The 26,714-nt window shown below is 59.3% G+C and carries 23 protein-coding genes and 1 tRNA gene; 18 read left to right on the plus strand and 6 right to left on the minus strand.

All coding sequences use genetic code 11. From position 1 onward, the window contains the following. The first annotated feature begins 64 nt into the window (after positions 1-64). Positions 65-799 (plus strand): pteridine reductase, encoded by a 735-nt coding sequence (locus H6955_06290; GenBank protein MCP5313145.1) that lies wholly within the window; start codon positions 65-67, stop codon positions 797-799. A 7-nt stretch (positions 800-806) separates the two neighbouring features. On the opposite strand, the gene H6955_06295 is transcribed toward H6955_06290, so the two are convergent. Genes H6955_06295 through folB form a run of 3 tightly spaced genes read right to left on the minus strand, consistent with a single transcriptional unit; the run spans position 807 to position 3,093 of the window. After that, positions 807-2,219, minus strand: a complete 1,413-nt coding sequence (locus tag H6955_06295) for a diguanylate cyclase (GenBank protein ID MCP5313146.1) — start codon at positions 2,217-2,219, stop codon at positions 807-809. Next, the gene (folK, locus tag H6955_06300; GenBank protein MCP5313147.1) at positions 2,216-2,737 is read right to left on the minus strand and encodes a 2-amino-4-hydroxy-6-hydroxymethyldihydropteridine diphosphokinase; all 522 of its coding nucleotides are present in this window, start codon (positions 2,735-2,737) and stop codon (positions 2,216-2,218) included. The genes H6955_06295 and folK overlap by 4 nt, the downstream gene beginning before the upstream one ends. After that, positions 2,737-3,093, minus strand: coding sequence for a dihydroneopterin aldolase (gene folB / locus H6955_06305; protein MCP5313148.1), 357 nt, complete (start codon positions 3,091-3,093; stop codon positions 2,737-2,739). The genes folK and folB overlap by 1 nt, the downstream gene beginning before the upstream one ends. Before the next feature lie 108 nt (positions 3,094-3,201). Here folB and plsY point away from each other — a divergent pair, with 108 nt between their 5' ends. Next, complete coding sequence (gene plsY / locus H6955_06310; protein MCP5313149.1) at positions 3,202-3,819, plus strand: glycerol-3-phosphate 1-O-acyltransferase PlsY; 618 nt, start codon at positions 3,202-3,204, stop codon at positions 3,817-3,819. Positions 3,820-3,828: 9 nt separating this feature from the next. Here the strand turns inward: plsY and tsaD are convergent, their stop codons facing one another. Then, positions 3,829-4,863, minus strand: coding sequence for a tRNA (adenosine(37)-N6)-threonylcarbamoyltransferase complex transferase subunit TsaD (gene tsaD / locus H6955_06315; GenBank protein ID MCP5313150.1), 1,035 nt, complete (start codon positions 4,861-4,863; stop codon positions 3,829-3,831). Positions 4,864-4,984: 121 nt separating this feature from the next. Between tsaD and rpsU the strand changes: the two genes are divergently transcribed. The 5 genes from rpsU (at position 4,985) to H6955_06340 (ending at position 9,563) form a co-directional block, all read left to right on the plus strand. Then, entirely contained in the window at positions 4,985-5,200 is a 216-nt protein-coding gene (rpsU, locus tag H6955_06320; protein ID MCP5313151.1) for a 30S ribosomal protein S21, read from the plus strand. 2 nt (positions 5,201-5,202) lie between these two features. Continuing rightward, a complete protein-coding gene (locus tag H6955_06325) occupies positions 5,203-5,652 on the plus strand; it encodes a GatB/YqeY domain-containing protein (GenBank protein MCP5313152.1) in 450 nt (149 codons plus the stop codon). A gap of 35 nt (positions 5,653-5,687) precedes the next feature. After that, on the plus strand, positions 5,688-7,415 hold the full coding sequence (locus tag H6955_06330; protein ID MCP5313153.1) for a DNA primase: 1,728 nt from the start codon (positions 5,688-5,690) through the stop codon (positions 7,413-7,415). A gap of 125 nt (positions 7,416-7,540) precedes the next feature. After that, positions 7,541-9,409, plus strand: a complete 1,869-nt coding sequence (rpoD, locus tag H6955_06335) for an RNA polymerase sigma factor RpoD (GenBank protein ID MCP5313154.1) — start codon at positions 7,541-7,543, stop codon at positions 9,407-9,409. Between the two features lie 78 nt (positions 9,410-9,487). After that, positions 9,488-9,563, plus strand: a tRNA-Ile gene (locus H6955_06340). A gap of 425 nt (positions 9,564-9,988) precedes the next feature. Here the strand turns inward: H6955_06340 and H6955_06345 are convergent. After that, a complete protein-coding gene (locus H6955_06345; protein MCP5313155.1) occupies positions 9,989-10,354 on the minus strand; it encodes a DUF4236 domain-containing protein in 366 nt (121 codons plus the stop codon). A gap of 2 nt (positions 10,355-10,356) precedes the next feature. Beyond that, positions 10,357-11,088, minus strand: a complete 732-nt coding sequence (locus tag H6955_06350; GenBank protein ID MCP5313156.1) for an ion transporter — start codon at positions 11,086-11,088, stop codon at positions 10,357-10,359. A 662-nt stretch (positions 11,089-11,750) separates the two neighbouring features. Between H6955_06350 and H6955_06355 the strand changes: the two genes are divergently transcribed. The 11 genes from H6955_06355 to H6955_06405 all read left to right on the plus strand — a co-directional run bounded on the left by H6955_06355 (position 11,751) and on the right by H6955_06405 (position 26,547). Further along, on the plus strand, positions 11,751-17,585 hold the full coding sequence (locus H6955_06355) for a DUF4011 domain-containing protein (protein ID MCP5313157.1): 5,835 nt from the start codon (positions 11,751-11,753) through the stop codon (positions 17,583-17,585). A gap of 594 nt (positions 17,586-18,179) precedes the next feature. Continuing rightward, positions 18,180-18,581, plus strand: coding sequence for a hypothetical protein (locus tag H6955_06360; protein ID MCP5313158.1), 402 nt, complete (start codon positions 18,180-18,182; stop codon positions 18,579-18,581). 20 nt (positions 18,582-18,601) lie between these two features. Further along, positions 18,602-19,018: a hypothetical protein gene (locus H6955_06365; protein MCP5313159.1), complete on the plus strand. Its 417-nt coding sequence runs from the start codon at positions 18,602-18,604 to the stop codon at positions 19,016-19,018. A 167-nt stretch (positions 19,019-19,185) separates the two neighbouring features. Continuing rightward, the gene (locus H6955_06370; GenBank protein ID MCP5313160.1) at positions 19,186-19,359 is read left to right on the plus strand and encodes a hypothetical protein; all 174 of its coding nucleotides are present in this window, start codon (positions 19,186-19,188) and stop codon (positions 19,357-19,359) included. Beyond that, a complete protein-coding gene (locus H6955_06375) occupies positions 19,356-19,514 on the plus strand; it encodes a hypothetical protein (GenBank protein ID MCP5313161.1) in 159 nt (52 codons plus the stop codon). The genes H6955_06370 and H6955_06375 overlap by 4 nt, the downstream gene beginning before the upstream one ends. Positions 19,515-19,649: 135 nt before the next feature. After that, positions 19,650-20,057: an antirestriction protein gene (locus tag H6955_06380; protein ID MCP5313162.1), complete on the plus strand. Its 408-nt coding sequence runs from the start codon at positions 19,650-19,652 to the stop codon at positions 20,055-20,057. 385 nt (positions 20,058-20,442) lie between these two features. After that, positions 20,443-21,285 (plus strand): hypothetical protein, encoded by an 843-nt coding sequence (locus H6955_06385; GenBank protein MCP5313163.1) that lies wholly within the window; start codon positions 20,443-20,445, stop codon positions 21,283-21,285. A 239-nt stretch (positions 21,286-21,524) separates the two neighbouring features. Continuing rightward, complete coding sequence (locus H6955_06390; GenBank protein ID MCP5313164.1) at positions 21,525-23,183, plus strand: hypothetical protein; 1,659 nt, start codon at positions 21,525-21,527, stop codon at positions 23,181-23,183. 368 nt (positions 23,184-23,551) lie between these two features. Continuing rightward, positions 23,552-24,742 (plus strand): tyrosine-type recombinase/integrase, encoded by a 1,191-nt coding sequence (locus H6955_06395; GenBank protein ID MCP5313165.1) that lies wholly within the window; start codon positions 23,552-23,554, stop codon positions 24,740-24,742. Between the two features lie 453 nt (positions 24,743-25,195). After that, complete coding sequence (locus tag H6955_06400) at positions 25,196-25,681, plus strand: hypothetical protein (GenBank protein ID MCP5313166.1); 486 nt, start codon at positions 25,196-25,198, stop codon at positions 25,679-25,681. Next, complete coding sequence (locus H6955_06405) at positions 25,678-26,547, plus strand: TerB family tellurite resistance protein (GenBank protein MCP5313167.1); 870 nt, start codon at positions 25,678-25,680, stop codon at positions 26,545-26,547. Before H6955_06400 ends, H6955_06405 begins: the two co-directional genes overlap by 4 nt. The last annotated feature ends 167 nt before the right edge of the window (positions 26,548-26,714 follow it).

Here is a 26,714-nt window from a genome sequence, read left to right on the forward strand (position 1 = left end):
TCTGGGCCGGGTTGCTTTGCACAGTCTAACAATCGGGGGAACGCACTTGGAGCCATCACAGCGGCTGCAGGGAAAAATCGCGCTGATCACCGGCGGCGCGGCACGCATCGGCGCGGCGATCACGCGCCAACTGCATGCGGCCGGTGCCGGCGTGGTGATCCACTACCGCAACTCGGCCGGTGCGGCCGAGTCACTGCGCGACGAACTGCTGGCGACCCGCCCCGGTTCGGCGACCGTGGTCCAGGGCGACCTTAAGGATCCGACTGTATGGGCTCGGCTGATCGGCGATGCCTGCGCGTTCGGCGGCCGTCTCGATGTGCTGATCAACAACGCGTCGAGCTACTACCCCACACCACTGGATGACGCGACCACCGCGGACTGGGACGACCTGTTCGACAGCAATGCCCGCGCACCGTTCTTTCTCGCCCAGGCTGCCGCGGCTGAACTGCGCCGACACCACGGCTGCATCGTCAACATGGTAGACATCCATGCCGATCGACCAAATGCCGACCACCCCTTGTACTGCATGGCGAAAGCGGCCAACGCGATGATGGTGAAGGCGCTGGCGCGCGATCTGGCGCCGGACGTACGGGTCAACGGCATCGCGCCCGGTGCGGCGCTGTGGCCCGAGGGATACCTGGCGGATGCGGCGCGTCAGGAGATCCTCAGGCGCATCCCGATGGGACGACCTGCCGGTGCGGAGCAGATCGCCGAAGCGGTGCTGTTCATGGTCACCGGGCCGGACTACATCACCGGACAGATCCTGGCGGTCGACGGCGGTCGCAGCGTGCAACAGTAGGCAGCGTTCAGGGACTGACCCAGACCCGGTTGCGACCGGCACGCTTCGCCTCGTAACAGGCGCTGTCGACCAGATACAGGGCGTCTTCGGGTGAGGCGTGCGCGGCGTTCAGCTCGAGCAGCCCGATGCTCGCCTGGATGCGATGTTCGCCATGATTGCCGATGTAGAGGTATTCCTCTATCGCCTGCCGGATCGCCTCGGCGATCGACCTTGCATCACGCAGGTTGCAGTCCTCGAGGATCAGCGCGAATTCGTCCCCGCCGAGCCGGGCGACCGTGTCGATCCCCCGTACTTCCTGCAACAACAACCTGGAGACATCGCGCAGCACGTGGTCGCCGGCGAGGTGACCCTCCGCGTCGTTCAGCTCCTTGAAATGATCCAGGTCGATGTACAACAGCACCTTGCGGTCGCTTTCCGCAGCGTTCCCGGACAACAGGTCCTCGAGGCGCTGCATGAACGCATGACGATTGTACAGATGTGTCAGCGGATCGTGGTTTGCCAGCCATGTCACCTGCTCGCGTGCCTGCATCTCGTGCCGCGCACTGCTGATCATCATCCCGGTGAAGGTGACCACCCACAGCAGGCTGACGTCGAGGTAGAAGACGCCAAGATTGTGTTGCTCCAGGCTTTGCGGCGGCAGCCACGCCGAGGACAGCAGCATCAGCACGAGCACCACCAGGCCGAGCGACATCACCGCGAGCTGGTCGCCACGCTGAGCAATCAGCACGAACACCGGAATCAGCAGGTACAACACCAACGGCGAAGAGATGTTCACGACCTGCATCAGTCCGACCCCGGCGATCACCAACGCCGCGGCACTGGCAACCAACAGCTCGGCGAGCGCCCGAGCCTCCATCCGCAGCGTGCGGCGCGCGACGGCCACCAGACCGAAGCCACCGACCAGCAATATGCCGAGACTGTTGCCCATCCACCACAGCAGCCACAATTTGACGAAGTCGAACGAATTCACTTCGACCTGCTGCACGACGATGCTACCGAGCGTGGCGCTGAACACCGGGCCGATCAATGGTCCGACCAGTACGAACAACAGCGCGTCGCGCAGATGTTTGAGACCCGGGTCGATACCGAGGCGCCGCATCAGCCAGAGCGGAACGCCGGCCTCCAGCATGCTGCCCAGCGCCGCGATCGTCGCCACCGTCCACGGCAGATCCACCTGCCAGGCGAGGGCCAGCATTGCCGGCAGGATCGCCAGCAGGAAACGCATGCCGTACCAGTACGCCATCGCCAGGGCGAAACCGGACGCCGGCCAAAGTGGTGTCACACCCGTTTGGGCCGACTGGAGTTGCAGCCCGGCAATGCCGAGCAGGTAATAACCGACGATGAACAGGAGAAAGATGGCTACACCCCCGCCAAACGAAAGCGGGAGGCGCCGTGCCTGCGCGAACGCACGCCGCGTCAAGGATCCTCCCCGTCGGGGTCGTGCATCCAGGCGCCGTCGGGGATTCGGCGCAACGTCCGGCGCCCCTCCGGGTCGAAACGGCGCCACATCTCGGCGAAGCTCAGGCCGCGTTGGGGATGGATCTGCCCACCGGCCACGTCGGCGAGCGGTCCGAGCACAAAGGCGTAGCGTTCGATCTCCTCGCGCGGCAGCGCATGGCCGCCGTCTCCCACGACAGCATCTCCGTAGGTCAGCAGGTCCAGATCGAGGGTGCGCGCCGCAAATTTCTGCTCGTTGCGTTCGCGACCATGGCGCGCCTCGACCGCACGCAGCAGGCCGCGCACGCGCTCGGGGGGCAGCTCGGCGTCGAACCCGACCACCAGATTGAAAAACGCATCACCATCGAAACCCACCGCTGCGGATTCGTAGACCGGCGACACCTCGAGCTCTCCGAACAGGCCGCGCAGATCGTCAAGCGCCCCTCGGATGTGCCGCTCGCGGTCGATGTTGCTGCCGACGCTGACCCAGACACGCGGCATCAGTCCCGCTCACCGCGCTCGATGATCACACCGACATCGGTGGCACCGCGCACCGCGCCTTTCTTGTTGAGGGTCAGACGCACCCAGCGCACCGAGAACTCATCGCGGATGATCTGCGCACAACGTTCAGCGAGCGTCTCGACCAGTTGGAACTCACTCTCGCCAACGAACTCTGTCAGGCGCTTGGCGACTGACTTGTAGTTGAGCGTGTCCTCGATGTCGTCGGTCGCAGCAGCGCGGGCGATGTCTGCAGCCATCTCGATGTCGAAGATCAGCGTCTGCCGGGTGCAGCGCTCCCAGTCATAGATGCCGATCACGGCATCGATCCTGAGGTCTCGCAGAAACACGATATCCATCGTTCAGATCCCCTGTCCTGAGCGGATGTTAGCAGCTTGATCCACCGTGGGTGACCAACGCGCCTTGGCTTGACCGTGACCGGGGCTTGGCGCCTAATGTGGATCAATATGTCGATCCCATTGAGCATCCTCGACCTGGCACTGATCATCGGCGCCTATCTGCTCGGCTCAGTGTCCAGTGCGATCATCGTCTGCCGCCTGATGGGTCTGCCGGACCCGCGCACCCAGGGCTCGAACAATCCCGGAGCGACGAATGTGCTGCGCATCGGCGGCAAGAAGGCCGCGTTCGTCACACTGCTCGGGGATACGCTGAAGGGCGTGATTCCGGTCGCCGCATGCCATCTACTCGGGCGCAGCGAGTTGGTATTCGCGCTGGTCGGCGGCGCAGCCTTCCTCGGCCACCTGTATCCCCTGTACTTCGGGTTTCGCGGCGGCAAGGGAGTCGCGACCGCGCTCGGCGTTCAGTTCGGGCTGCACTGGATGATCGGTGCGGCAGTCGGGCTGACCTGGCTGTTCATGGCCAAGGTCGCCAACATCTCTTCTCTGGCGGCGTTGATCTCGATGCTGCTCGCGCCCTTGTATATCTGGCTGATCTGGCCATCGTATGCGCTCATCGCGATGCAGATCGCGGTCAGCGCGCTGTTGTTCTGGCGCCATCGCAGCAACATTCGCAACCTGCTCAGCGGTACCGAAGGGCGGATCTCCAAAGAGACACGCGGCGACTGAACGGCCCGTTCAGCGCGCGCCGGCGAGTTCCTGCATCGGCCACCGCGGCCGGATACCGAAACCCAAGGCTTCATGCTGCCCTGCCCGCAGGCGCTGCCAGGCGGCGTACGCGATCATCGCACCGTTGTCGGTGCACAACTCGGCCCTGGGATAGTAGGCGCGGCCGCCGAGTTCGGCAGTCAATGCGTCGACCCGCGCGCGCAAGGTGCGGTTCGCACTGACGCCGCCTGCCATCACCAGTGCCCGGCTGCCGGTCTGCTCGAGGGCACGCCGGCATTTGATGGCCAGGGTGTCGACCACCGCGTCCTCGAATGCCCGCGCGATGTCCGCATGCAACTGCATGAGCGCCTCTGGCGGAGTCTGTTCGGACATCTGCTGCAGCGTGGTCAGCGCAAAGGTCTTGAGACCGGAAAAACTGAAGTCCAGCCCCGGACGATCGGTCATCGGCCGCGGGAAGCGGAATCGTGTCGGGTCGCCCTGCCGGGCCAGGGCGGCCAGCGCCGGCCCCCCGGGATAGCCCAACCCGAGCAGCTTGGCGGTCTTGTCGAACGCCTCGCCCGCGGCGTCGTCGACCGATTCGCCGAGCATCCGGTAGTCGCCCACCGCGCCGACCTCGACCAACTGGGTGTGGCCGCCGGAGACGAGGAGCGCGACAAACGGAAACGCCGGCACCTCGTCTTCGAGCATCGGCGCGAGCAGATGCCCTTCCATATGATGGATGCCGATCGCCGGCACGTCCCACGCCCACGCCAGGCTGCGTGCGAATGCCGCGCCGACCAGCAGTGCGCCGGCCAGTCCGGGCCCCGCCGTGTAGCCAACCCCGTGGATCTCGGTGCCGTCCAGGCCCAAGTCGCGCAGTTGCGCGCGCAGCATCGGCGCCAGCTTGCGGACATGGTCGCGCGACGCAAGCTCGGGCACCACGCCGCCGAATTCGGCGTGCAGCGGTATCTGGCTGTAGACCGAGTGCCCGAGCAGGCCGCGTTCGCTGTCATACACCGCGACGCCCGTTTCGTCGCATGAGGTCTCGATGCCCAGCACTTTCATCTCTTTGAAACCTTTGCTTTTTCGACACCGAGGCCTTAGAATTCGCCGCCTTTGTGGGTCGATGCCCGCGATTGGCGGCCGTGATCGGCCGAGTTTAACCGTTTGCACAGCTGGGGAAGCAATGCCGCACGTACGCGTGAAAGAGAACGAACCCTTCGAAGTCGCGATGCGCCGATTCAAGCGCTCTTGCGAAAAAGCCGGTGTCCTCGCCGAGGTCCGCCGTCGCGAGTTCTACGAAAAGCCCACCTGGGAACGCAAGCGCAAGGCCGCCGCCGCGGTCAAACGCTGGCAGAAGAAGGCCGGACGCGACATCCGCCGGTTCGAACGCCTCTACTGATCCTGTCGTTCGTGCTCAAGCAGCAGATCACCGACGCGATGAAGGCCGCCATGAAAGGCGGCGACAAGGCGCGTCTGGGCGTCATCCGACTGATGCTCGCGGCGATCAAGCAGCGCGAGGTCGACGAGCGCATTGAGCTCGACGACAGCCAGGTGCTCGCGGTGCTCGACAAGATGGTCAAGCAGCGCCGCGAATCCATCAAGCAGTACAGCGACGCAGGCCGCGACGAACTTGCCGCGGTCGAGGCGGCCGAGATCGAGGTCATCCAGCAGTTCCTTCCCGAAGAGCTGAGCGACGCCGAGATCGCCGCGATCATCGAGGCGGCGATCGCCGAGAGCGGTGCCGGCTCGATCCGCGACATGGGCAAGGTGATGGCGATCGTAAAGCCGAAGGTCCAGGGACGTGCCGACGTTGGCAAGGTCAGCGGACTGGTCAAGGCCAAGCTCGGCTGATACGCCCCCTGCAGACCGCGTGCTAGCCTCTTAGCATGCCCGGCGCCATCCCCCAGCACTTCATCGACGAGCTGATCGCGCGCGCCGATATCGTCGAGATCGTCGGCCGCCGCATCCCCCTGAAGAAGGCCGGACGGGAATTCCAGGCCTGCTGCCCGTTCCACAACGAAAAAACCCCGTCCTTCACGGTCAGTCCGACCAAGCAGTTCTACCACTGCTTCGGCTGCGGCGCGCACGGCAGCGCGCTGGGCTTCTTGATGGAATACGATCGCCTGTCATTCCCGGAGGCGGTCGAGGAACTGGCCGGTTCGCTCGGCCTGGAGGTACCCCGCGAGGCCGCATTCGAGCAGGGCCCGGACCATCGCCCGCTGTACGACATCCTCGAACAGGCCGCGAAGCACTACGCCCTGCAGCTGCGTCAGCATGCGGATGCGCCGCGCGCGATCGGCTATCTGCGCGAACGCGGCGTCAGCGGTGAGGTGGCGGCCGCTTTCCGGCTGGGTTACGCACCACCGGGTTGGGACAACGTCCTGCAGGCCTTGGGGGGCGACGACACCCGCGTCCGCCAACTGCGTGAGTCCGGCCTGATCACCGAGCAGGACGGTAAGCGCTACGACCGCCTGCGCGAACGCATCGTGTTCCCGATCCGCGACGCGCGGGGTCGCGTGGTCGGTTTCGGCGGACGCGTGCTGGGCGACGCCAAGCCCAAGTACCTGAACTCCCCAGAGACCCCGGTGTTCCACAAGGGTCGCGAGCTGTACGGGCTCTACGAAGCCCGGCAGAAAAATGCCCATCCGGCACGCCTGCTGGTGGTCGAGGGCTATATGGACGTGGTCGCGCTGGCGCAGCACGGAATCGACAACGTGGTCGCAACGCTGGGCACGGCGACCACCGGGGATCACCTGGAAAAGCTGTACCGCGCGACGCCCGAGGTGGTGTTCTGTTTCGACGGCGACCGCGCCGGGCGGGACGCCGCTTGGAAGGCGCTGCAGACCGCGCTGCCGCTGCTGCGCGATGGCCGCCAGGCGCGCTTTCTTTTCCTGCCCGAGGGTGAGGACCCGGACAGCCTGGTACGGCGCATCGGCCGCGAGGCGTTTTCCGCCCTGCTGGACGAGGCGATCCCCTTGTCGAGCTTTCTGTTCGACAAGCTCGCCGAACAGGTCGATATACAGAGCATCGACGGTCGCGCGCGCCTCGGCGAGCTCGCCAAGCCGTTGGTCGAGCGTCTGCCGACCGGGGTGTTCCGCGAGATGATGTTCCAGGAGCTGCACGAGCGGATCGGTCTCAAGACGGCAGCGAAAACGCCACCCTCTCCCGATCCGGCACCCGCGGCCAAACGGCAACGCCGCGCCCAGCCGCAGGGATCGATCCCGCCGGTACGGCGCGCCGTGGCGTTGCTCTTGCAATACCCGGAACTGGCCCAACTTGAGCTCCCGAACGGATGGGAAGGACTGGATTCACCCGGTATCCCGCTGCTGTGCCGGCTGATCGACGCGGCACGCCACCAACCGGGGGTGCACAGCGCCGGACTGGTCGAGCACTGGGAGGACGCCGAGACCCGGCGGCACCTGGCCAGGCTTGCGGTGCTCGAGCTCGGGATCCTGGACGACGCCGAGGAGCAGTTCCTCGGGACCCTGCGCAGCCTGGCGCTCGAGCAGCGTCGCGCCGAACGCGAGGCCCTGCTGGACAAGAGCCGCTCGACGCCGCTGAGCGAAGAAGAAAAACAACGACTTAGGGAACTCTATCGGCCGCCGAAGGACTAACAGAAAGAGCTAATTTACTGGCAGGAAACAGCAATTACTGCTATCATGCTCGATTCAATTTCGCGCCCTCTCGCCAGGCCTACCGCATGGCGTGAGGGCGTTTGTGTCGAACCCCGAGGATCCAGATGGACCGCCAAGAGCAGCAATCCAGCATCAAAGACCTGATCGCGAAAGGCAAAGAACAGGGCTTCCTCACCTACGCCGAGGTCAACGATCACCTACCGGATTCGATCGTCGATCCCGAACAGATCGAAGACATCGTGCGCATGATCAATGACATGGGCATCTCGGTGTACGAATCGGCCCCCGACGCCGAAGACCAGACCCTGACCGACAATGCCGTGTCGACCGATGACGACGCCGCCGAGGCCGCGGCCGCGGCCTTGGCCACCGTGGACAGCGAATTCGGCCGTACCACCGACCCGGTGCGCATGTACATGCGCGAGATGGGTACCGTTGAGCTGCTGACCCGCGAGGGCGAACTGCGTATTGCACGGCGCATCGAAGACGGCCTGAATCAGGTCAGCGCGGCACTCGCCGCGTTCCCGCCCACTGTCGAGAAACTGGTCGACCAGTTCGATCTCGTCGAAAAAGGCGAGATCCGCCTGACCGACGTGATCGTCGGCTTCGCTTTGCCCGACATCGGCGACACCATCCCCAAACCCGCCAAGACGGTCGCGGACGTCACGGGCAACAAGGCTGGCGATGACGACGACTCCGACGATGATTCGTCCGACGACGACGACGATGACGACAGCAGCGATTCCGATGTCGAGGATACCGGTCTCGACGCGGAACTGGTCGCGGAACGCGTCGCCGACCTGCGCAAGCAGTTCAAGGCCTGGAAACGCGAACTCGAAAAAACCGGGAACAGCGAGAAGACGCAGAAGTGCTGCGAACGCACGGTTACCGCATTCCTCGAATTCCGACTGGTACCGCAGCTGTTTTCGGACCTCACCGACATTCTGCGCGACGTGGTCAATCGCATCCGCGATCAGGAACGCCTGATCCTGGACATCTGCGTCAACGAATGCGGCATGCCGCGGCGTGACTTCATCGCCTCGTTCCCGAAGAACGAAACCAACCTCGACTGGGTGAACGACCAGATCAAGGCGAAAAAGCCCTTTGCCGGCAACCTCGAGGCCCGCAGCGAGGACATCATGCGCGGCCAGCGCAAGCTCGCGGAGATCGAATCGCTGTGCACCATGTCGATCAGCGACATCAAGGAGATCAACCGCCGGATGTCGATCGGCGAGGCCAAGGCACGGCGCGCGAAGAAGGAGATGGTCGAGGCCAACCTCCGTCTGGTGATCTCCATTGCGAAGAAATACACCAACCGCGGTCTGCAGTTCCTCGACCTGATCCAGGAAGGCAACATCGGCCTGATGAAGGCGGTCGATAAATTCGAGTACCGGCGTGGTTACAAATTCTCGACCTACGCGACCTGGTGGATCCGCCAGGCGATCACGCGATCGATTGCCGATCAGGCGCGCACGATCCGTATCCCGGTGCACATGATCGAGACGATCAACAAGCTCAACCGGATCTCGCGCCAGATGATCCAGGAGATGGGCCGCGAGCCGACCCCGGAAGAACTCGCGCAGCGTATGGATATGCCGGAAGACAAGGTGCGCAAGGTGTTGAAGATCGCCAAGGAGCCGATCTCCATGGAAACGCCGATCGGTGACGACGAAGACTCGCATCTCGGTGATTTCATCGAAGACCAGCAGGCCATCTCGCCGGTCGACTCGGCGACGATGGAAGGCCTCGCCGAGGCCACCCAGAACATGCTCGCCGGCCTCACCTCGCGCGAGGCGAAGGTGTTGCGCATGCGCTTCGGCATCGACATGAACACGGACCACACCCTGGAAGAGGTCGGCAAACAGTTCGACGTCACCCGCGAGCGCATCCGCCAGATCGAGGCCAAGGCACTGCGCAAGCTGCGCCACCCGTCTCGTTCCGACAAGCTGCGCAGCTTCCTCGACGGAGACTGAGTCGGCTGCAAAAAGGCCGGGTGACCGGCCTTTTTGCTATCATCGCCCCGCTCTCGCAGCCTGCTGCAAGCAGTTCCCGGGCCGTTAGCTCAGCGGTTAGAGCAGGGGACTCATAATCCCTTGGTCGTAGGTTCAAATCCTACACGGCCCACCATTCGCATCGGCATCAATGGTTTTAGACGCCGGCACCATGGGACTGTAATCCCCCGGTGTATGGGACAAAATCCCTCGGTGGTCGCGCCCGGGTGGCCCAACTCGAACGGATGGGACTGCCATGCGTTGCTTCCCTACCCTCGCCCCTCGCTCACCCACTGACGGCACCTCCGGCTTGCCCTGAGGCGATTGGCTCCGTGGCATCCCCACCCGCTTTGGATCAAGTGTGCCGGGGCTCAGGGGCGCGCTCTGGGCGTCTGATGATGGGCCGTCGGGAGGCGCCGGGTCGTCGGGTACGTCGAGATGTGGGGCGAGAACCTGGGAACCTGGCTGACCAAAAAACAGTCGCTGGGCTTATGCCGATCAACTTCGCGTGTCGGCCAAGACCGGGCATTGCCCCGCGGTAGGCATAGCACTGAGGCACAGTCATAATGGCTCCATCCAGACGCGGACAGTTTCACTGTTCTCATTCTGGAAAAGCTTTTCAAGCTCCATTGGGAGCGGTTGATCTTGGGTATCGCTGAAGGCGATAGCACCGTCGCCGCGAAACGTAGCCGCAACCTCGAAGCTGGAAGCGCCTTTGTCTTTCGACTGGCTCGATGTGTTTCCTTTTCCTCCCCTCAGGCGCTGGCGCGGATACAGGCCAGTGTCCGGAATCGAGACATTGCCAAAGTCTCCGTTCTTGCCGACGGTGACACTCGCACCCCGAGGGCCCAACGAAACAGAAGCGCCGAAACCACTAAGGTTGATGTGAACGCCCGGTGGTATCTTGATTCGTTTCCCGAATCTCACCGTCAATCCTTCTTTTCTGCCTCCATCGATGAGCCGGAACTTGATGCATTGAGCCCGGTTTTGGCTTCCTTGATGTTCACGCGCTTCTGAATCAGCCAGGCAATGATGATGGCATTGAAGTAGGCGAAAAGAAGAAAGCCCACCTTGTTGAGAATGATCGTCAAGATCATACCTTCTTGGCTCACGGCGGTTGTGATGCTGACCTTCGCGTTCATGATGTTCAGGAAGGACCACCACAGCGCATCTCCGGCTGTGCGGATCGGCGAATCTTCGTGTCGCTCATACTCCAGAATCAGACTGGAACACAGTGTAAAGGCGAGAAACGTTACGAGAACAACAATGAGAGTGAGACTCTCAAATCGGCTGCGCTGTAATGATTGCGCGAGGATCTTGAACGACTTTATCGCGCGCAGGAACCGAATGATCCGAATAACGCGCGATAAGCGCCCCCAGCGTAGTGGGTCGATTGCTGGGATTGAAGAAATAAAGTCTATCCAACCCCATTTAAGGTACTGCCGCCGATCATCAGCCGCGTAGAGGTTCCAGAAAAAATCGCCAAGAAAAACGATGCAGATAGACAGGTCGATGAACTGCAGTACCCGCTGAATCTCGGGATCGGAAACGAACCACGTCTCGATCACCAGCACGGTCAGTACGTAAATGCTAAGAACGAGCAGAAACAGCTGGTAAGCCGCAGACCTTTTTTCAGCCGGCGATTCTTGTTGTGTGCCCATACATTTTCATCCGGCTTTTCTGTTTGTACGTTCTATCGATCGATAGCTAAGGGTAAAGCGCAACTGTCAAATCGAAAGCGCCCCGATTTTGCTACCCGCAGGGCACGGTCATACCCAATTGCGACCCCCAACGTCACGTTGCTCAGCCCTGTTTGTGCCACCGGGGGACATGTCTGCTGTTGGCTGTCACCTGGCGCCCCAGGAGAGTACAGGCATCTTCCACTCTTGACCGGTTTCAGTCGATCCCTGAAAGTCTGCTATTCGCGGCTGCTATCCACTGAAGGGTTTTTACCAAAACGGACGGTGGTTTGTGCGACGCACTCTGACCTGGGGGACCCACCTATGCCCCGGATGTTCGCAATTTCCACGAAACAGCGTACTGTCACAATGTACACATCCAAGAATCGATAACAATCAGACGATCCCAGACGCACCGTCCCAGGAAAGGTTCGACCAGAAGTGTTGCCGGTAGGTTCTTTTTCCGCAGATGTCGCGCAGCTGGCTAGGTGCCAACGAGGACTGCCGACAATTTCGATATCAGTTGATCACAGACGGAAGCCTCGGCACCCCGATTTAACCGCGAAAGCTATTAGCTATATTGCCGATAACAAACGGCGTGCGGCCAACTTCAATCGAGCCGACCACAGGAGCATGCGACGGCCATGTCGAAATTGCAGATCAGCTACCGCGAATTGCCGGTCTATTCGCTCGCGGCGCAACAGAACGCGTATCGATTGTTTGCCGACGCAAGCCTTCATTACCGAGTCCCGACCGAAACCGACGAAGAAGAAGCGCTGCCGACACTCTCGAACGTCACTGTTCGCCTGACGACAACCGACGATCTTCTTGAGCCCCAGGTCTGGGAGATCGGCCGGTTGATACCCGGGCAGGTGGTTCGGCTACAGGACCGGGTGCTTGAATTCGGACACAACTATCTGTTCGACCTGTCCGATGAAACCCGCCTGACTTTCACATTTAAGGTCACGAGCAAAGACCAACCGGATGAACCGCTGTTGGAACACAGTAGTGTCGTGACCGTTCTTCCAGCCAACTTCTGGGGCGGTGAGCGTCGCCAGCCGGAGCTGCTGGCGGCTTTTATCAGACCTAATGGCGTCTATGTCGAATCATTGGTCAAACAGGTCACTGAACTGCTTGAGCGCAATGGTCATGGGCGCTCGGCCGACGGCTATCAGTCCAATACGCGTGAACGCCCTTATCTGATGGCCGCAGCGCTATGGAATGTCGTGCTTGGTCAAAAAATATCATACGTCTCGCCACCACCAAGCTTTGCACGCCAAGGACAGCTGATCAGATTGGCGCGGGAGATCAGTAATAATCGTATGGGCGCCTGCCTTGACCTGTCGATTTTGTTCGCGAGTTGCCTTGAGTGTATGGGCCTAAATTCGGTAATCGCGCTAACCCGGGATCACGCGACGGTGGGCGTGTGGCTGATTGACAGCCAGTTCCCCCTTCTGACGAACGACGACCCGATGGATCTGCGAAAACGTGTCGATGCGCGCGACCTGGTGCTATTCGAAAGTACGATGGTCACGAATTCGAACCGGCCCACATTCGCTCAGTCCTGCGCACATGCCCGCTCCTTGATCGACGAGGACAAAGAAGCGGATTTCGTCTACGTGGTGGACATCGCCCAGGCGCGCGCGAGGAAGATCCGTCCGCTGTCGACGGTGGAAGAGCGCCAGGAAGAACAGTCATCGACTGAAAGCGCTCAGCATATACTGGCGCCACCGCCCCCTCTTCCGCCTGTCCGTTCAGATGAGAAAGTTGTCGAGGAAACACCTGAAACGCGCATCGATAGCTGGCAGCGCAAACTGCTGGATCTGAGTAAGCGAAACCCGCTGTTGTCGCTCCGCGAGAACGCCAGTGCAATCCGGCTGTATTGCACCGAGATAGGCGCTATGGAAGATATGCTTGCAGACGGAGGACACTTCGGATTCGTCTCGGCAGAGCAAAGTCCCATCAATGAACGCGAGCGCAGTGCCGAGTCGTTCCGTCTGGCAACGGGTAACGATCTGCACAAACAATACGCTAGAGAACAGCTTAGCCAGCATAAGCTTGTCGCGAACATGTCGCAAAATAAGCTCGAAAGCAGTTCAGTGTCTCTGTTCCGTCGAGCGAAGGAGGATCTCGAGGAAGGGGGAGCCAATACGCTCTTCATGGCGCTCGGGATGTTACGTTGGAAAGAGGACCCGCGGGATGAGCGATCATACAAGGCACCTCTGATCCTGATTCCCGTTGAACTGACTCGAAGCAGTGCAAGAGCGCCGATAAAGGTCAAGCAGCTGGCCGATGAGCAGCCGATATTCAATCTCACACTGATTGAATTCCTCAAAGTCGAACGCGATATCGATCTTAATCACCTACGTGAAGAATTGCCGGAAGACGACTCGGGCGTAGACGTTGCTCAGGTGTGGCAAATGGTACGGGACGCCATCCGGGAAGAACCGGGATTCGAGGTGGTCGAGGAATCGGTGATCGCCGCCTTCTCGTTCGCGAAATATCTGATGTGGAAGGATCTGAAAGATCGCATCGATGACCTGAAGACCAATCCGTTCGTCGCGCACCTTGTGGATAGTCCGCAAAAAGCCTATCGGCAGGAGGCAAAGTTTATTTTGCACGACCAAATTGATCAAAAGATCGATCCGGCCGACATCTATACACCGCTCAATTGCGACAGCTCACAAATGGTGGCGGTCGAGGCCTCGGGGCACCCACAGGATTTCGTGCTGGAAGGTCCGCCTGGCTGTGGAAAATCCGAGACCATCGCCAACATCATCGCCCACAACCTGGCGATGAGACGAAAAATCCTGTTTGTTGCCGAAAAGATTGCGGCACTTCACGTCGTGTATCGTCGGCTGCAGAAAATTCACCTCGATCACGTCTGTCTTGAATTGCATTCCAACAAGGCCAACAAAAAGGCAGTGCTGGATCAGTTACGTCGTGCTGTTACGCGGCGCGAGGAGCAAAGTACCCAAGCCTGGTCGGAACTGGCCGCCCGACTGCGCGATCGGCGCGACGCACTCAATGCGTTCGTGGAGGCGCTGCACCAACCGTCGGAGTTCGGAATTTCGCCCCGCTCAGCCATCGCCCGGGTAGCCGCCTACCGCAAGAACCATAAACTGAACCTCGGATGGGAGATGGCGATATCTGAGGCGCCAATCCGGGGCGAGGACGGGTATCAACGACTGATCGAGGGCGCACGTACCGTCGCCATTGCCTACTCGGATATCGAGTCCCTCGAGGCTTTGCCGTTCAAACATGTCAACGCTCGGGACTGGTCGAACGCTTGGCAGACGAGCGTCGTTGGAGCGATCTCTACGTTCTCCACCCAGGTGACTGCGACGATAGCGGATGCCCGCGCCGTCGCGGCGCAATTCAACGTGGCATTGGCGGGTTTTTCGCTCGACGTCCTAAAGCGCATGCAGTCACTCGTTGTTCTGACGAAACTGGCCGAGCGTCGAGACTTGGCCTACGTGTTCGGAAAAAACGCCAAGCAGAAGCTCGCATTAGTCGAAGCGATCGCGAAGAAAAAAGCAGCGCTGGACGCACTCGTGCAAACCATCGGCCACGGCGTCGTCGCTGGAACATTGGCTAAGACACCCATTGATGACTGGCTCGGTTGGGTCAACACGTCCCAAGCCAGCTGGTTCAAGCGACTCTTTCTGAAAGGGAAAGTCAACAAGGCCGCGAAAGCGGTAGGACTTGAACCGTTCAATGATCTGGGCGTACTTCAGCAGATCAAGGCAGCGCGCTCGGTACATGATGAAATTGCTCGCGTCGTGCCGACGGTAGAGGGGCTTGGCCTTTGGCATGGCTGGGACACCACGTCGAGTGAACTAAATGCTGCCTCTCGGGAGGGTTTATTGGCGCGCAAGTTGATGCAAAGCGCCATGGTATTGGTCGATGAACCGGCGACTCTATTGGCTCCGATCAAGGCGAAACTGATCGATGGTCGCGAGTATTTGGACTCGTCAAAGTTGGCGGCGGCATGCGTCCGATTCGAAGAGAGCCTTAACGTGCTGAAATCACGGCTGGAGGAAATGGGAAAGTTGGGGATCGAGGTGCCTGGCGCGCAGGACCTCGGCGAAGTTTCCTCCCAACTTCAACAGGTTGCTGAACAATCGCAGAAACTCAAAGTCTGGGTCGAGTGGAACTCGGCCAAGGAGCAGGCTAGCGTTATACAACTCGACGTGCTGTGTGACGCTCTTGAGGCTCGCACGGTACTCCCCGATGATGCCGAAAGTCAGGTTGTCACCGCCTTCTGCGACTGGCTCGCTCCCCGACTAATCGACGCGGATGAGAAGCTGGTCAAGTTCAAGGCGATTGAACACGATCAGCGCATTGAAGAGTTTCGCGAGCTCGACAAGCAGGTAGCGGACACCACTAGTCAGTATATTGCGGCACAGCTTGCTGAGTCGGCGCCGGATATCAATAGTCAGGAACACTCGCAGGCTTTTGGCTCGTTGTCTAAGGAGCTACAGAAAAAGACGCGCCACAAGCCCGTTCGACAATTGTTCGAGGACATGGGTGAGCGCCTGTTGGATCTGTGCCCGTGCATGATGATGTCGCCACTGTCAGTGGCGCAATTCCTGCCGTCCGATTTCAATGCGTTTGACTTGGTAGTATTCGACGAAGCCTCTCAGATGACGGTCTGGGATTCTGTCGGCGCCATCGCGCGGGGAAAAAATGTGATCGTGGTGGGCGATCCAAAACAGATGCCCCCGACTAATTTTTTCAACGCGTCGTTTGAAACGGGCAATACCGATGAGGAAGATCTCGAGTCGATCCTCGATCAGGCGCTTGCGGCGCGATTACCGCATCTTCGCTTGATGGGCCACTACCGCTCTCGCCACGAGACACTGATTGCCTTTTCCAATAGCAAGTACTACGACAATTCGTTGATTACCTACCCGTCATCTGAGACCAAGGAATCGGCCGTGACCCTCCACCGGGTCAATGGCGTCTATTCCAAAGGTAAAGGGCGGAACAATCCAATCGAAGCCCGGGAGGTGGTTGCAGAGGTTGTTCGTCGACTCAAGCATCCAAAGCTGTGCGAGTTATCTCTCGGCATAGTGACGATGAATACCGATCAGCAACGAACGATTGAAGATCTGTTGGATGATGCCCGGCGTCTACACCCGGAGATCGAACCGTTCTTCCATTCCAGCGACAACTACGACGCGGTGTTCGTGAAGAACCTTGAATCGGTTCAAGGTGACGAACGTGACGTAGTCATGTTCAGCCTCGCCTACGGCCCGACCGAACCCGGAGGCCGGACGATGAGCATGAACTTTGGTCCGTTGAACAAAAGCGGTGGAGAACGCCGGCTGAATGTTGCCATCACGCGGGCCACCACAGAAGTGGTCATATTTTCCAGCTTCGATTCCCAGATGATCGATTTGTCCCGAACATCGGCGATAGCCGTTGAACATCTGAAACACTATCTGGAGTTCGCCGAGCGTGGACCGATCGCACTGTCCCAACAAAGTTCGGCGGACTATGGCGCCGACCAGTTTGATAGTGATTTCGAACAAGCCATCGCCTGGAACCTGCGCGATAAAGGATGGAAAGTTCAAACGCAGGTAGGCGTCAGCAAATTCCGAATTGATCTCGGTGTCGTCCACCCTGACTTTCCAGGAGCTTACCTTGCTGGTATCGAGTGTGATGGTGCGACGTACCATGGATCGCCTTCCGCCAGGGACCGAGATCGTACGCGGCAAGCGATTTTGGAAAACCTGGGTTGGCGATTGGTGCGTGTTTGGTCCACGGACTACTTCCAGGATCCAGAAGCAGTTCTTGACCGTGTGCACGATCGACTCAATACCATTTTGGAGGAAGATCGTGCGCGCATGCCGGAGCCCATCGAAGTCGCCGTGGCAACGAGTGTGCAGGCGTCGAATGACGACGAACCCGAAAGTGAACAACAACCGGTCAAGGTGGTTGCCCGCCACGCGCCCGAGCCTGGATCCTTCGATGACGACAGCGAGAAGCCTGACGATACCGTCGAAGGTCAGATCTATTCGTCGGAGAGCTACTACGAACCACAGCATGAAGCGACGCTGGCGGAAATGGCGCGCGATATCCTGCGTCAGAAACCAGCGATTACCATCAAGGCACTTGCGCTTGATATTGCCCAACTACATGGACTTTCCCGTACCAGCAAACGCCAGATTGAGCACTTGGCGCGCATTCTGAAACCGTGGGCTGGTGTCTGGAGAGACGAGGAACACCTTCCCGTCTATTGGGAGGCACCGGAGTACGTGGCTGACTTAGTGGAATGGCGTGGCGTGGATACGTTTGGCTACGATCGGGATTGGTCCGAGATTGGCTTCCCAGAGGCCCGTGGTCTTGCACAGCAGGCGTTGGAAAAACAACCGGATGATCCGGTGGACTATATTTGCACCGCTTTCAAGCTCAAGCGCAGGCACGCAAAAACACTGAAAGAATTTTCACAATGGGTTGATTCTATCCGATGAGGGTCCGCACGAAGCATTTGCTGCGCTGCTGGGCCGTTAGAACCGATATGATGCTTCGTCAACTTCACTGTTTTTGCATCACTTGATCAGACGATCCCAAATGCCTCGATGGGCGTCATACCGACAAGACTGCCCTGTCTCCGCTTTCGCATTGTTCGTCAGGGACACCGCTCTTCTTGATTGGATTGATCACGTGTTTGATGCCGTGTTTGGCAGGTGAAGATGATTGCTAGTCGTCAATTTGAAATGGCCGAACAGCATGGTGTTTTTCAAGTATCTTCAAGGAACACATCATGTTGGATTTATCCGCAAATACATTTGGGTGAAGGCAAGCCCAGATTGAATATCAACAATTTCCCCGCGTGCTGAAGATCGACAGCACTTTCTTAGGAGCATCGTGATCGCCGAGTTTTTCGGCGCTTTTTGGACGGAAGGCGCGGCGTAATTTTATATATACTCTTAGGTATACAGATAAATATATAGATTAGATATTAAACATCAATCATAGGGTGACGCACTCGTTGCGTTGTCACCCACCCCCCTTAACCCTCGCCCGCCTCGCGCGGGCTTTTTTGTGCCCGGAGGAAACACACCATGTTGCACTTCAAATCCGCTGCGGACCTGCAGCAGCTGGACACCACGAATCCCGCCTTCCCCATCGTCGCCGACCTCGTGCACCGCTTGATCACGGAGTACCAGGCCGACGGCTACACCTATGACCCCGATGCTGACGGATGGGTGATCCTCGTCGAAGAGCACGACACCGACCGCCCGCTGACCGATATCTGGGACGCCGACGACCGGCTCGTCGACCTGATGTGGGAGGGCTTCACCAAGCAGGACGATCACTTCATCGGTGTCTATCTCGCCAACAACCAATGGGGCCTGGCTGTGGTGATCCCAGATGAGCCCTGGCTGGATGGCGAGCTGCGCGACGTGATCGAAGAGAACCTGGATCCGCCGGTGGAATCACGCAAAACCGGGGACCTTATGTGAGACAACTGGAGGACTGAACGATGCAAATCATCAAGAAGGGCAAGTGCCCGACCTTGTCCAACAAGAGCACGCTGACCTACGAAATCGGTCGGGACGAAGCCGACCACATCCACATGCGCATTTCATCGAACACCGGCGGTGGCTTCTACAGCGGCGAGTGGGTCGCCGTGAAGGACATCGAGGTCGCGCTCCAGAAGGAGCCCGAGGCTATCACGTCACTGGCGTTGTTTAGGCTGTTCAAGGGCAAGTCCGTGAACACGCCGGCGTTCCTGCTCGCAGCGCTCAAAGCCGAGGGCGTGGTCCAGGCCGTGAAGGGTCGGCAGCGAAAACATACCCTCGTGGATATCGGCCGCATCACGGAAGCTGGAAACACACCCGCCAGGAAGAAGTCCTCGGTCAAGAAGAAGGCGACGGCCGCTCGGTCCCGAAAGCAGTAGCCCGTCTCAGGGACTTCCTTTCCCCTGGTGTGTCGATGACGACGCACGCAACCCCAAGACACGCAACGCTTTTTCTGGTCCGTCAATGGCGCGTCTTTCAATGCCGGTCGTATACCGACCTTTCTTGGCCCTTTCTCTTTCAACGACTTACCGAATTCGGAGGTTCCGTGAGCTTCATCGCTGTCGCGGTGTTCAGCACCGTCTTGCTCGCCTTCCAGCAGACCCGCGTCTACGGCGCCGTCGGCTGGGCACTGCTGTTTCTCGCCTACCCCTACTGGACCGTCGGCACCGTGCTGGTCACCGGCTCCGGTTACTACCTGTACCAATGGAGGCAAAAGTGAACGACTACGAAGATTACTTGATCGACGCCCTCGACATGGTGGCCGCCTGGGAACTACCGGACGAAGATCTCGCCGATGCCGTCTTGGCCCAAGCCCGATTGATGGCCGGTCTTTCCGAAGACTTCGTCGCGCAACGCGACAACTTCCTTTTCTAACCCCCTCCCCTTTCTCCGACACCGAATCAATCCTGAACCGCACTGCTGCGGAGGATTAACTGTGTCCGTTAGAAAGGGTCATTCACAGGACGGTGCTAAGGATGGTGCCGATCCTGCTTTCACGAGGACCAAACCATGAATCCAATCGAACGCACGTTGATCAAGGAGTCGGATCGGGTAAACCATACCGCGGCTCTGTTCGGATTCCACTTCCCCCTGCACCTGGAGCCCTTGGTGTATGCGATGACCGAACGCCTGAGCGCTGACTACCGCGGTGGCTATTGGCATTTCTATCAGCTCGGCAACGGAGCCTTCTACATGGCGCCCGATGAGGACACGGTGTTCCACGTCGTCTGCGAGAATGGCTTTGACGGTCAGCTGTCGGCGGATGCGTTCGGCATCACCGCATGCCTCTACGCATACAGCCACCTGGCGTTCTCCGGAATGCTGGTCGCGGATGTATTTGCCCAGCAGTACCACTGGCTCAGAGAGTACGCGCTGGAGCACCCCGAGGCGGGGGCGGTGATGGCGGCGATCGACTGACCCAGACCCACCCGACGACTCGACGAGCCACTCGACGCCAGCAACTCATTGAAGTGCATGGGGTGGCGACGGGTGCGTCGAGTCGTCGGGTGTTTCTCGCTTTTCTATCGTCCCGATCCGCTCCCCACTGCGCCCCGCCCTGCCTCCTGTAGTCTCCATGAAGAAATCTTCGCTCCGACCCGACGCACTCGACGACTCGACGCCGGCCGATAGTTTTCATGGGCTTATGGGCGACGGGTGCAGCGACGAATGGCCCTCGGCGTCGGTTGACGATCACCGCCCACTCCACCCGCCACGCCCAGCCGACGGTATCAATCACCTCGTGTGGACAGATCGCTGTTGCTACCATCACCAACAAATTTTCGCCGTAGCATAAGGATTCACGATGCCGAAATTGCGAGAAGTCCATTGGTTTAGCTGCCTAGACGACGTTGATACGCTGCAATCCCTAACCCTTTGGCAAGCCATCGTCTACATTCTGCGCCACACCAAGGGCCTGCCTGATGAAGCGTATTGGCCATACATCGAAGAACTCCATGAGTTAGAAGTGGCATCTGCCGGCGACATCGTGGCTGACAGCAACAACCGCAACATTGACCCCAGCGTTCAATTTGACCTCGCTGACGGAAACGGCATTGAACATTTCAAAGTGTCCGACGCGTCTGGAGCGCCAATGCCACCCCTTGAAGATCTTGCGGTGCCTACCCCGGAACTTGACGAGTTCCTTGAGCTCCTGGAGCTCAATCGCAAGAATCTGACTGAGCAATTTGCCATCCCGAGCGTTCTATTCACGATCCTATCTGCAGAGCTAGCGAGAGCGACGATGGGCCTCCCCATCGCACTCCAGCTAAAGAACAAGACGCTTAGCTACCGGTGGCCATTGATCCGACGCACCAGTTTGAACGAATGGCAAAGAGCCAATGCACTTACTGCCTTGCACCTGCAGCAAGCCGGCGAAGCCATGCGGGCGAAGCGAAAAACTGTTGACCACACTGAGCGGCTGTATCTGCTGATCGGGATCATTGGCCGACTGATCACACAAGCGGACGATGGATTTCGAAAACAAGTCGCCCGAGGCAAGTTCAGTGTTGATGCCTTGGTCAAGCTCGTGCGCGATCGGGCGGCCGACGACCACATCCAATGCCCCGGCATCAGAACGCTCACGACTTACTTCAATGATGGTGAGCGAGCATGCATCGACCAGACACTTGAAGACCACGCTAAGTAGGCTATTCACCTCGCCGACTCCTCACTTGCCGGCCCCTGTGGCCTTTCACTGGCCACCAAACTTTTTTCCATTGTTTCACGAGCCCCCGCTCGATTCTTTGCCCTGAATTAGGCGCATTTTGCGAGGTATCGCGACCTTTTTTCTGACTTTTCCGGCACTTATCCACCCAATTCTTGCAATCCAGTCACCGCCCCTCCGCTGTTTCGTATCGTCGAATCTCCAATCTTTCGGAGATTCTTATGAAGACAAATGACAGTCCAACAACAACTGTAAATCCCGCGAAAGGGATTACCGTGACCAAACTCGGGCAAGCATCGCCCAACGGATCCTCTGGTGGCGAACCCACAACCGGCATCAGATCGGCAGAGAGTTCCAAAGTACCCGACGAACATGACGGTCCCGATGCAACGAGCAACGCCAAGGGCGCCATGTCGACGGGTTCGTCGAGCGGAGAGCTGATTCCTGCGTCGGAAATCAAATTTTCGCACGATCTGATGGTGGAGCTTCTCCTCTTCCGATCACAGCAAGGACAAGATTTCTTCGTCATGCCCGGCCCCGGAAACCCACGGTGCGTTCCCGTCGGTTCTCGTCAGGGCAACAACCTGATCCGCCGACTTGCTCAAGAAAAGGGCCATGTGCCTTCCAGCAGGGAGCTACGTGACATGAACGAGCACCTCATGTCGATCGCTGACGTAGGGGGAATCAGCGCCGAAGCTTGGTATCGAGTCGCGCCTTGCCTCGGTGGTATCGAAATTGACCTCGACGACGAATCCAACACTCGAGTCCGCGTCACCGCCAATAGTGTCGTTTTGCTTCGCGACGGTTCACCGCTGCTATTCCATCGAACGCCCATTTCGCGACCACTGGTCGAACCGGCAGAGGACGGTGATCTTGATCGACTAAATCAGTACCTGAACCTGACCGCCCCTGACATCCTGCTGCTGAAAGCGTGGATGTCGTACACCCTCGCCCACCCGAAGCAGGCGAGCGCGAAGTTCCCAATCCTCGTTTTGCAGGGCGAGCAAGGCACTGGCAAGTCCTTCCTTTGCCGAATCATCCAAACTCTGATCGACCCGAATGACGTTGGTGTGCAGATCCTGCCCGGAAGCGGCAAAGACCTCGCCATCGCCGCGCGCAATGCGCATGTGCTGGCCTTCGACAACGTCCGTGGCATCCCGCCGCAGATGGCCGACCTACTATGCATCGCGTCGTCCGGCGGCGCACTGACCTCCCGCCGGCTTTATACCGACGCCGACCAATCGACACTGCACCTTCACGCCGCTTTGATCATTAACGGCATCCACGATTTCGTGACGCAGTCCGACCTCGCCCAGCGCTGCCTTCCGCTTCATCTCAAATCGCTGGCATCCGCTAACCGCCAATCCGAGCGAGACCTGATTCGAAGGTTCCAAGCGGACCTGCCGACAATCTTTCGCGGTCTCCTCGACCTGATTTCGGCGGTGTTCGCACAGCTTCCATCGGCCGAACCGATCCACAACTACCGGATGATCGATTTCACGCACTGGCTCGCCGCGATGGAGCACGCAGAAGGCATTCACGGAACGCCGTACCAGGACGCGTACACCGATGTCCTGCGCAATGCACAGCGCGAGACCCTGCTGAATAGTCCGCTCGCGGCGGCCCTACTCGCGTTCGCCGAAAAGCTGAAGGTGCCTCAATGGGAGGGCACTCCCACCCAGCTGCTTGACGAGCTGAACGACGTCGCACCGCAGGGCACCGAATACTGGCGTTACTGGCCGAAGAATCCGATTTCGCTCTCGAAACGGCTCCAGCCGCTTATGGGCGGTCTCCGCGAACAGGGCGTCGACGTCCAGATCAGCCGGGGCAAGCAGCGCCGCATCACTATCACCGTCGCGGAGGACTTTGATCATGCGTAATCCGACGCCCGTCCCCACAGAAACCGTCAAGCTGGACAATGGCAGATGGGTAGAAAGAACGAACTACCGCACCATCGTGGCCGCCGTGGATGCGTTCATACCCTCGATGCGGCACGGTCACAGCTATACGGTCGAGACGATCGTGGGCCAGGCGTTGTGGCGGTCCCGGTTGAAATGGATTGCAGGCCCGGTGGTTGCCCATGCGGTTCGCCGGGACGAACTCCCGCTCCGGTTCGCACCTCACGGAAAACGCGCCACGAAGCAGTACGAGCTGTCGTCCTAGCCGCGGCGCTGCCGCCTCGACATCCGGGCCGGCAACTTCATCCATATCGCAATTTTCATCTTCCCTGCTTCTGGAGCACATTCCCATGCCTATCGTTAGACTGACCCAAGATCTGATCGACAACGATCAGCTGACCTGTCCCGCCGACAAACGTCGAATCGAATACTGCGACGGGAACCATAAACTCGCCGTCCCCGGCCTGTACCTTGAGGCCCGACAATCGGGGCAGACCTTTTACCTCCGCTACAAAAATGCCAATGGCAAATCCTCCCATGCCAAGATCGGCCGCATCACCGACATCGACCTCGCCACGGCCCGTGACAAGGCGAAGGAGCTGCGCGCGCGGATCGCCCTGGGTGCGGACCCCAGCGTTGAGAAAAAGGCCGCCAACGCCGCGCTGACGTTCGCTGACTTCTTCTCCGACCACTACCTGCCCTTCGCCAAGCAACGCAAACGCACCTGGAAGCGCGACCAGGAGTTGTTCAACCGTCACCTCAAACCGCAGTTCGGCCACCGCAAGCTGAACCAGATCACCCGGGCCCAAATCCAGACCTTCCATACCGGCTTGCGGAATCAGGGTCTCGCCGGCGCAACCTGCGATCACCAGGTCAAGCTCCTGCGCCGCTGCCTGAACCTTGCCGTCGAATGGGGTTTACTGCAGTCGAACCCAGCCACCGGCTTCAAGCTCTTCAACGACGACAACCGAATCGAGCATTACCTCGACGACGATCAGCTGCAACGCTTGCTCAGAGTCCTGCGCACCGACACGAACAGGGTCGTATGCAACGTCGCCCTCTGGTTGCTCTCGACAGGCGCCAGGCTGAACGAGGCGCTCCAGGCTCGCTGGGACATGGTCGACCGCGACAACCGCGTCTGGCGCATTCCCTCAGCCACGTCGAAATCGAAAAAGCCAAGATCAGTCCCGCTCAACGACGCCGCCCTCGCCGTGCTCGATGCACTCGACACAAAAGACAAGTTCGACCACCTCTTCATCAACCGGAAGACCAAGAAGCCATACACCACGATCCACAAGGTGTGGGAGCGCATACGGCACGAGGCTAGATTACCCGACCTACGGATTCACGATCTTCGGCACTCGTATGCGTCGTTCCTGGTGAACGCAGGCCGGTCGCTGTATGAGGTCCAGCAGATCCTCGGCCACAGCCAACCGCAGGTCACGCAGCGCTACAGCCATCTGTCCACCCGTACGCTTCGGGACGCCGCCGACACCGCCTCGGTCGCCATCACCCGGGCCAGCAAGACCGCCACGGACTGACCCACCCCATGGGGCACGGACGCCCCTCTCTCGCGACCTCCGCCCCGCTGCGCCAAGATCGCAGGGTGCCCCATACCTGCGTGACAGCTGACCGGCGAGTGGCTTACATGAACGCATGGAAGCGAGATAAATTGACCGTGGGCGATACCTTTTCGAAAGCGCCCAGACTAGGATGATGCATCGCGTCCAGCGGAAGCCCCTCTACACTTGAAGTCATGCTGGCCGGCGCGACACCTCGCGGCGCGGGGACGCATCGCATTTGGACGTTCGAGGAATCCGAGGCTCGACACAAATTCGATTACGTCGGTCCGCTTTCGAGTTGCGATTGAAACACCATGTGAACCGGCCACGGGTCCGGCGAGTACCCGGACGCCGCTAATCTTGCGAGTCGTGCTCTCCACGTTGACAATCGGTCAATCTCGGGCGCATGCAACAAAGAAAAGGAGTCTCACCATGATAGTCGAAGTAGTCCATCCCGAGACCGGCGAGCGCTACTCGGTAGATATTCCATCGCTGTCAGAAGAGAAGCTTGCCGCGATGAAGCGGGAATACGCGACCGATCAACAGCTAAAGGCGCATCTGGATAAACTGCCCCTACCTGCGGAAGTGAAAGCGATTCTGCACAAGATCGCGAAATTCTCGATCGAAATCGGCAAAACAATAATCGCTATCGGCAAACGGGTAATCGAGATTGCGCTATTGGTCGCCAAGAAGTTTCCCAACACGACGTTAGGATTGATCGTTGGCGCAATACTGACTGCGTTGCTGGCGCTCATCCCGTTTATTGGGCCAGCATTGTCTTCCATTATCGGCACCCTCGCGACGATCTACGCAACAACACGTGGATTCATAGACGACCTAAGGTCAAGCAATCCCCAGATAGTTGAAGAGATCAACGAAGCTGTAAGCGTTTTCCGTCCCCTCGGTGCCACGGCGTGACCTTTGATGAGCAACTGGAGGATTTCTTCAATGAAGACATCACCAGCGTCATCGCAGATCCAGACAAATTCAAGCGGCAACTCGGAATTGGTGCCGATGCCTACAAGTTGTTGTCGACAGCAGACCGAATTCACGAAGGAGGTTCCGCATTGCTCGGCGGCGCCGGGGTGGCTGGCACGGTCTACGCGGGTTGGTTCACTTCGCTGGGAGCATTGGGCCAAATCGGCCTAGCGGCGGGTCTTGTCGCGACCCCCATCGGGGCAATGGTGGCTGCCGGCACAGTGGGTGCAGGTGGAATGTTTTTGACGAGACGCTTGCTGGCGGCATGTCGTCGTGAAACCGTCGAAGAAATACCTCACTTCATCAATTCCCCGATCGATGTGCTGGGCGCATCCATAGCGGACATCATCATCCCGATCCTGCTTCGACTTGCTCACGCAGATGGGGTTATCCACGACGATGAAATCCATGTAATCGAGCGGTACCTGACCAACGAATGGGGTTTCAACGAACAATTTGTCCAATCCGCTATTGACCTCCATCAAACCCAAATTGCTGAATGGGACTGGAGTGTTGTTCGCAGTTTATTGAAAACCGCTCGCGAGACTCGGGATATCGACATAAAACAGTTTAAGGAGAAACTTCTGACAATCGCCCAGGAAGTGGCGGAGGCCGAGGGAGGCATTGTCGCCGAGGAGTCAGCGATGTTGGCAGTGCTTCAAACCAATCTCACCGAGGTACGCATGCGAGACAAGCTTCTTGATACGCTGCGCCAAGCTGAAAGATCCATCGATTCGTGCACAAAGGCAGTAAGGAGCGCGGCATCAAGAGCGCGGAGCGCGCTACTGCCGCGAAGCAAGAAATAACTGTACCGACTCGTAATCGTTTCGAACGTACCACCGCCAGGCACGGATGTCATCTTTCACCACTCGTGATGAGCCGCCAGTTCGGGCCAGAGCACATTTCCAAATTGGGTAGAACCTTCGTGCTTTCGCCGCCCTGACTCGGGAGGGGACCGAAGGCCAACAGGACC

This window comes from Chromatiaceae bacterium, assembly GCA_024235395.1.
Lineage (GTDB): Bacteria > Pseudomonadota > Gammaproteobacteria > Chromatiales > Chromatiaceae > Thiosocius.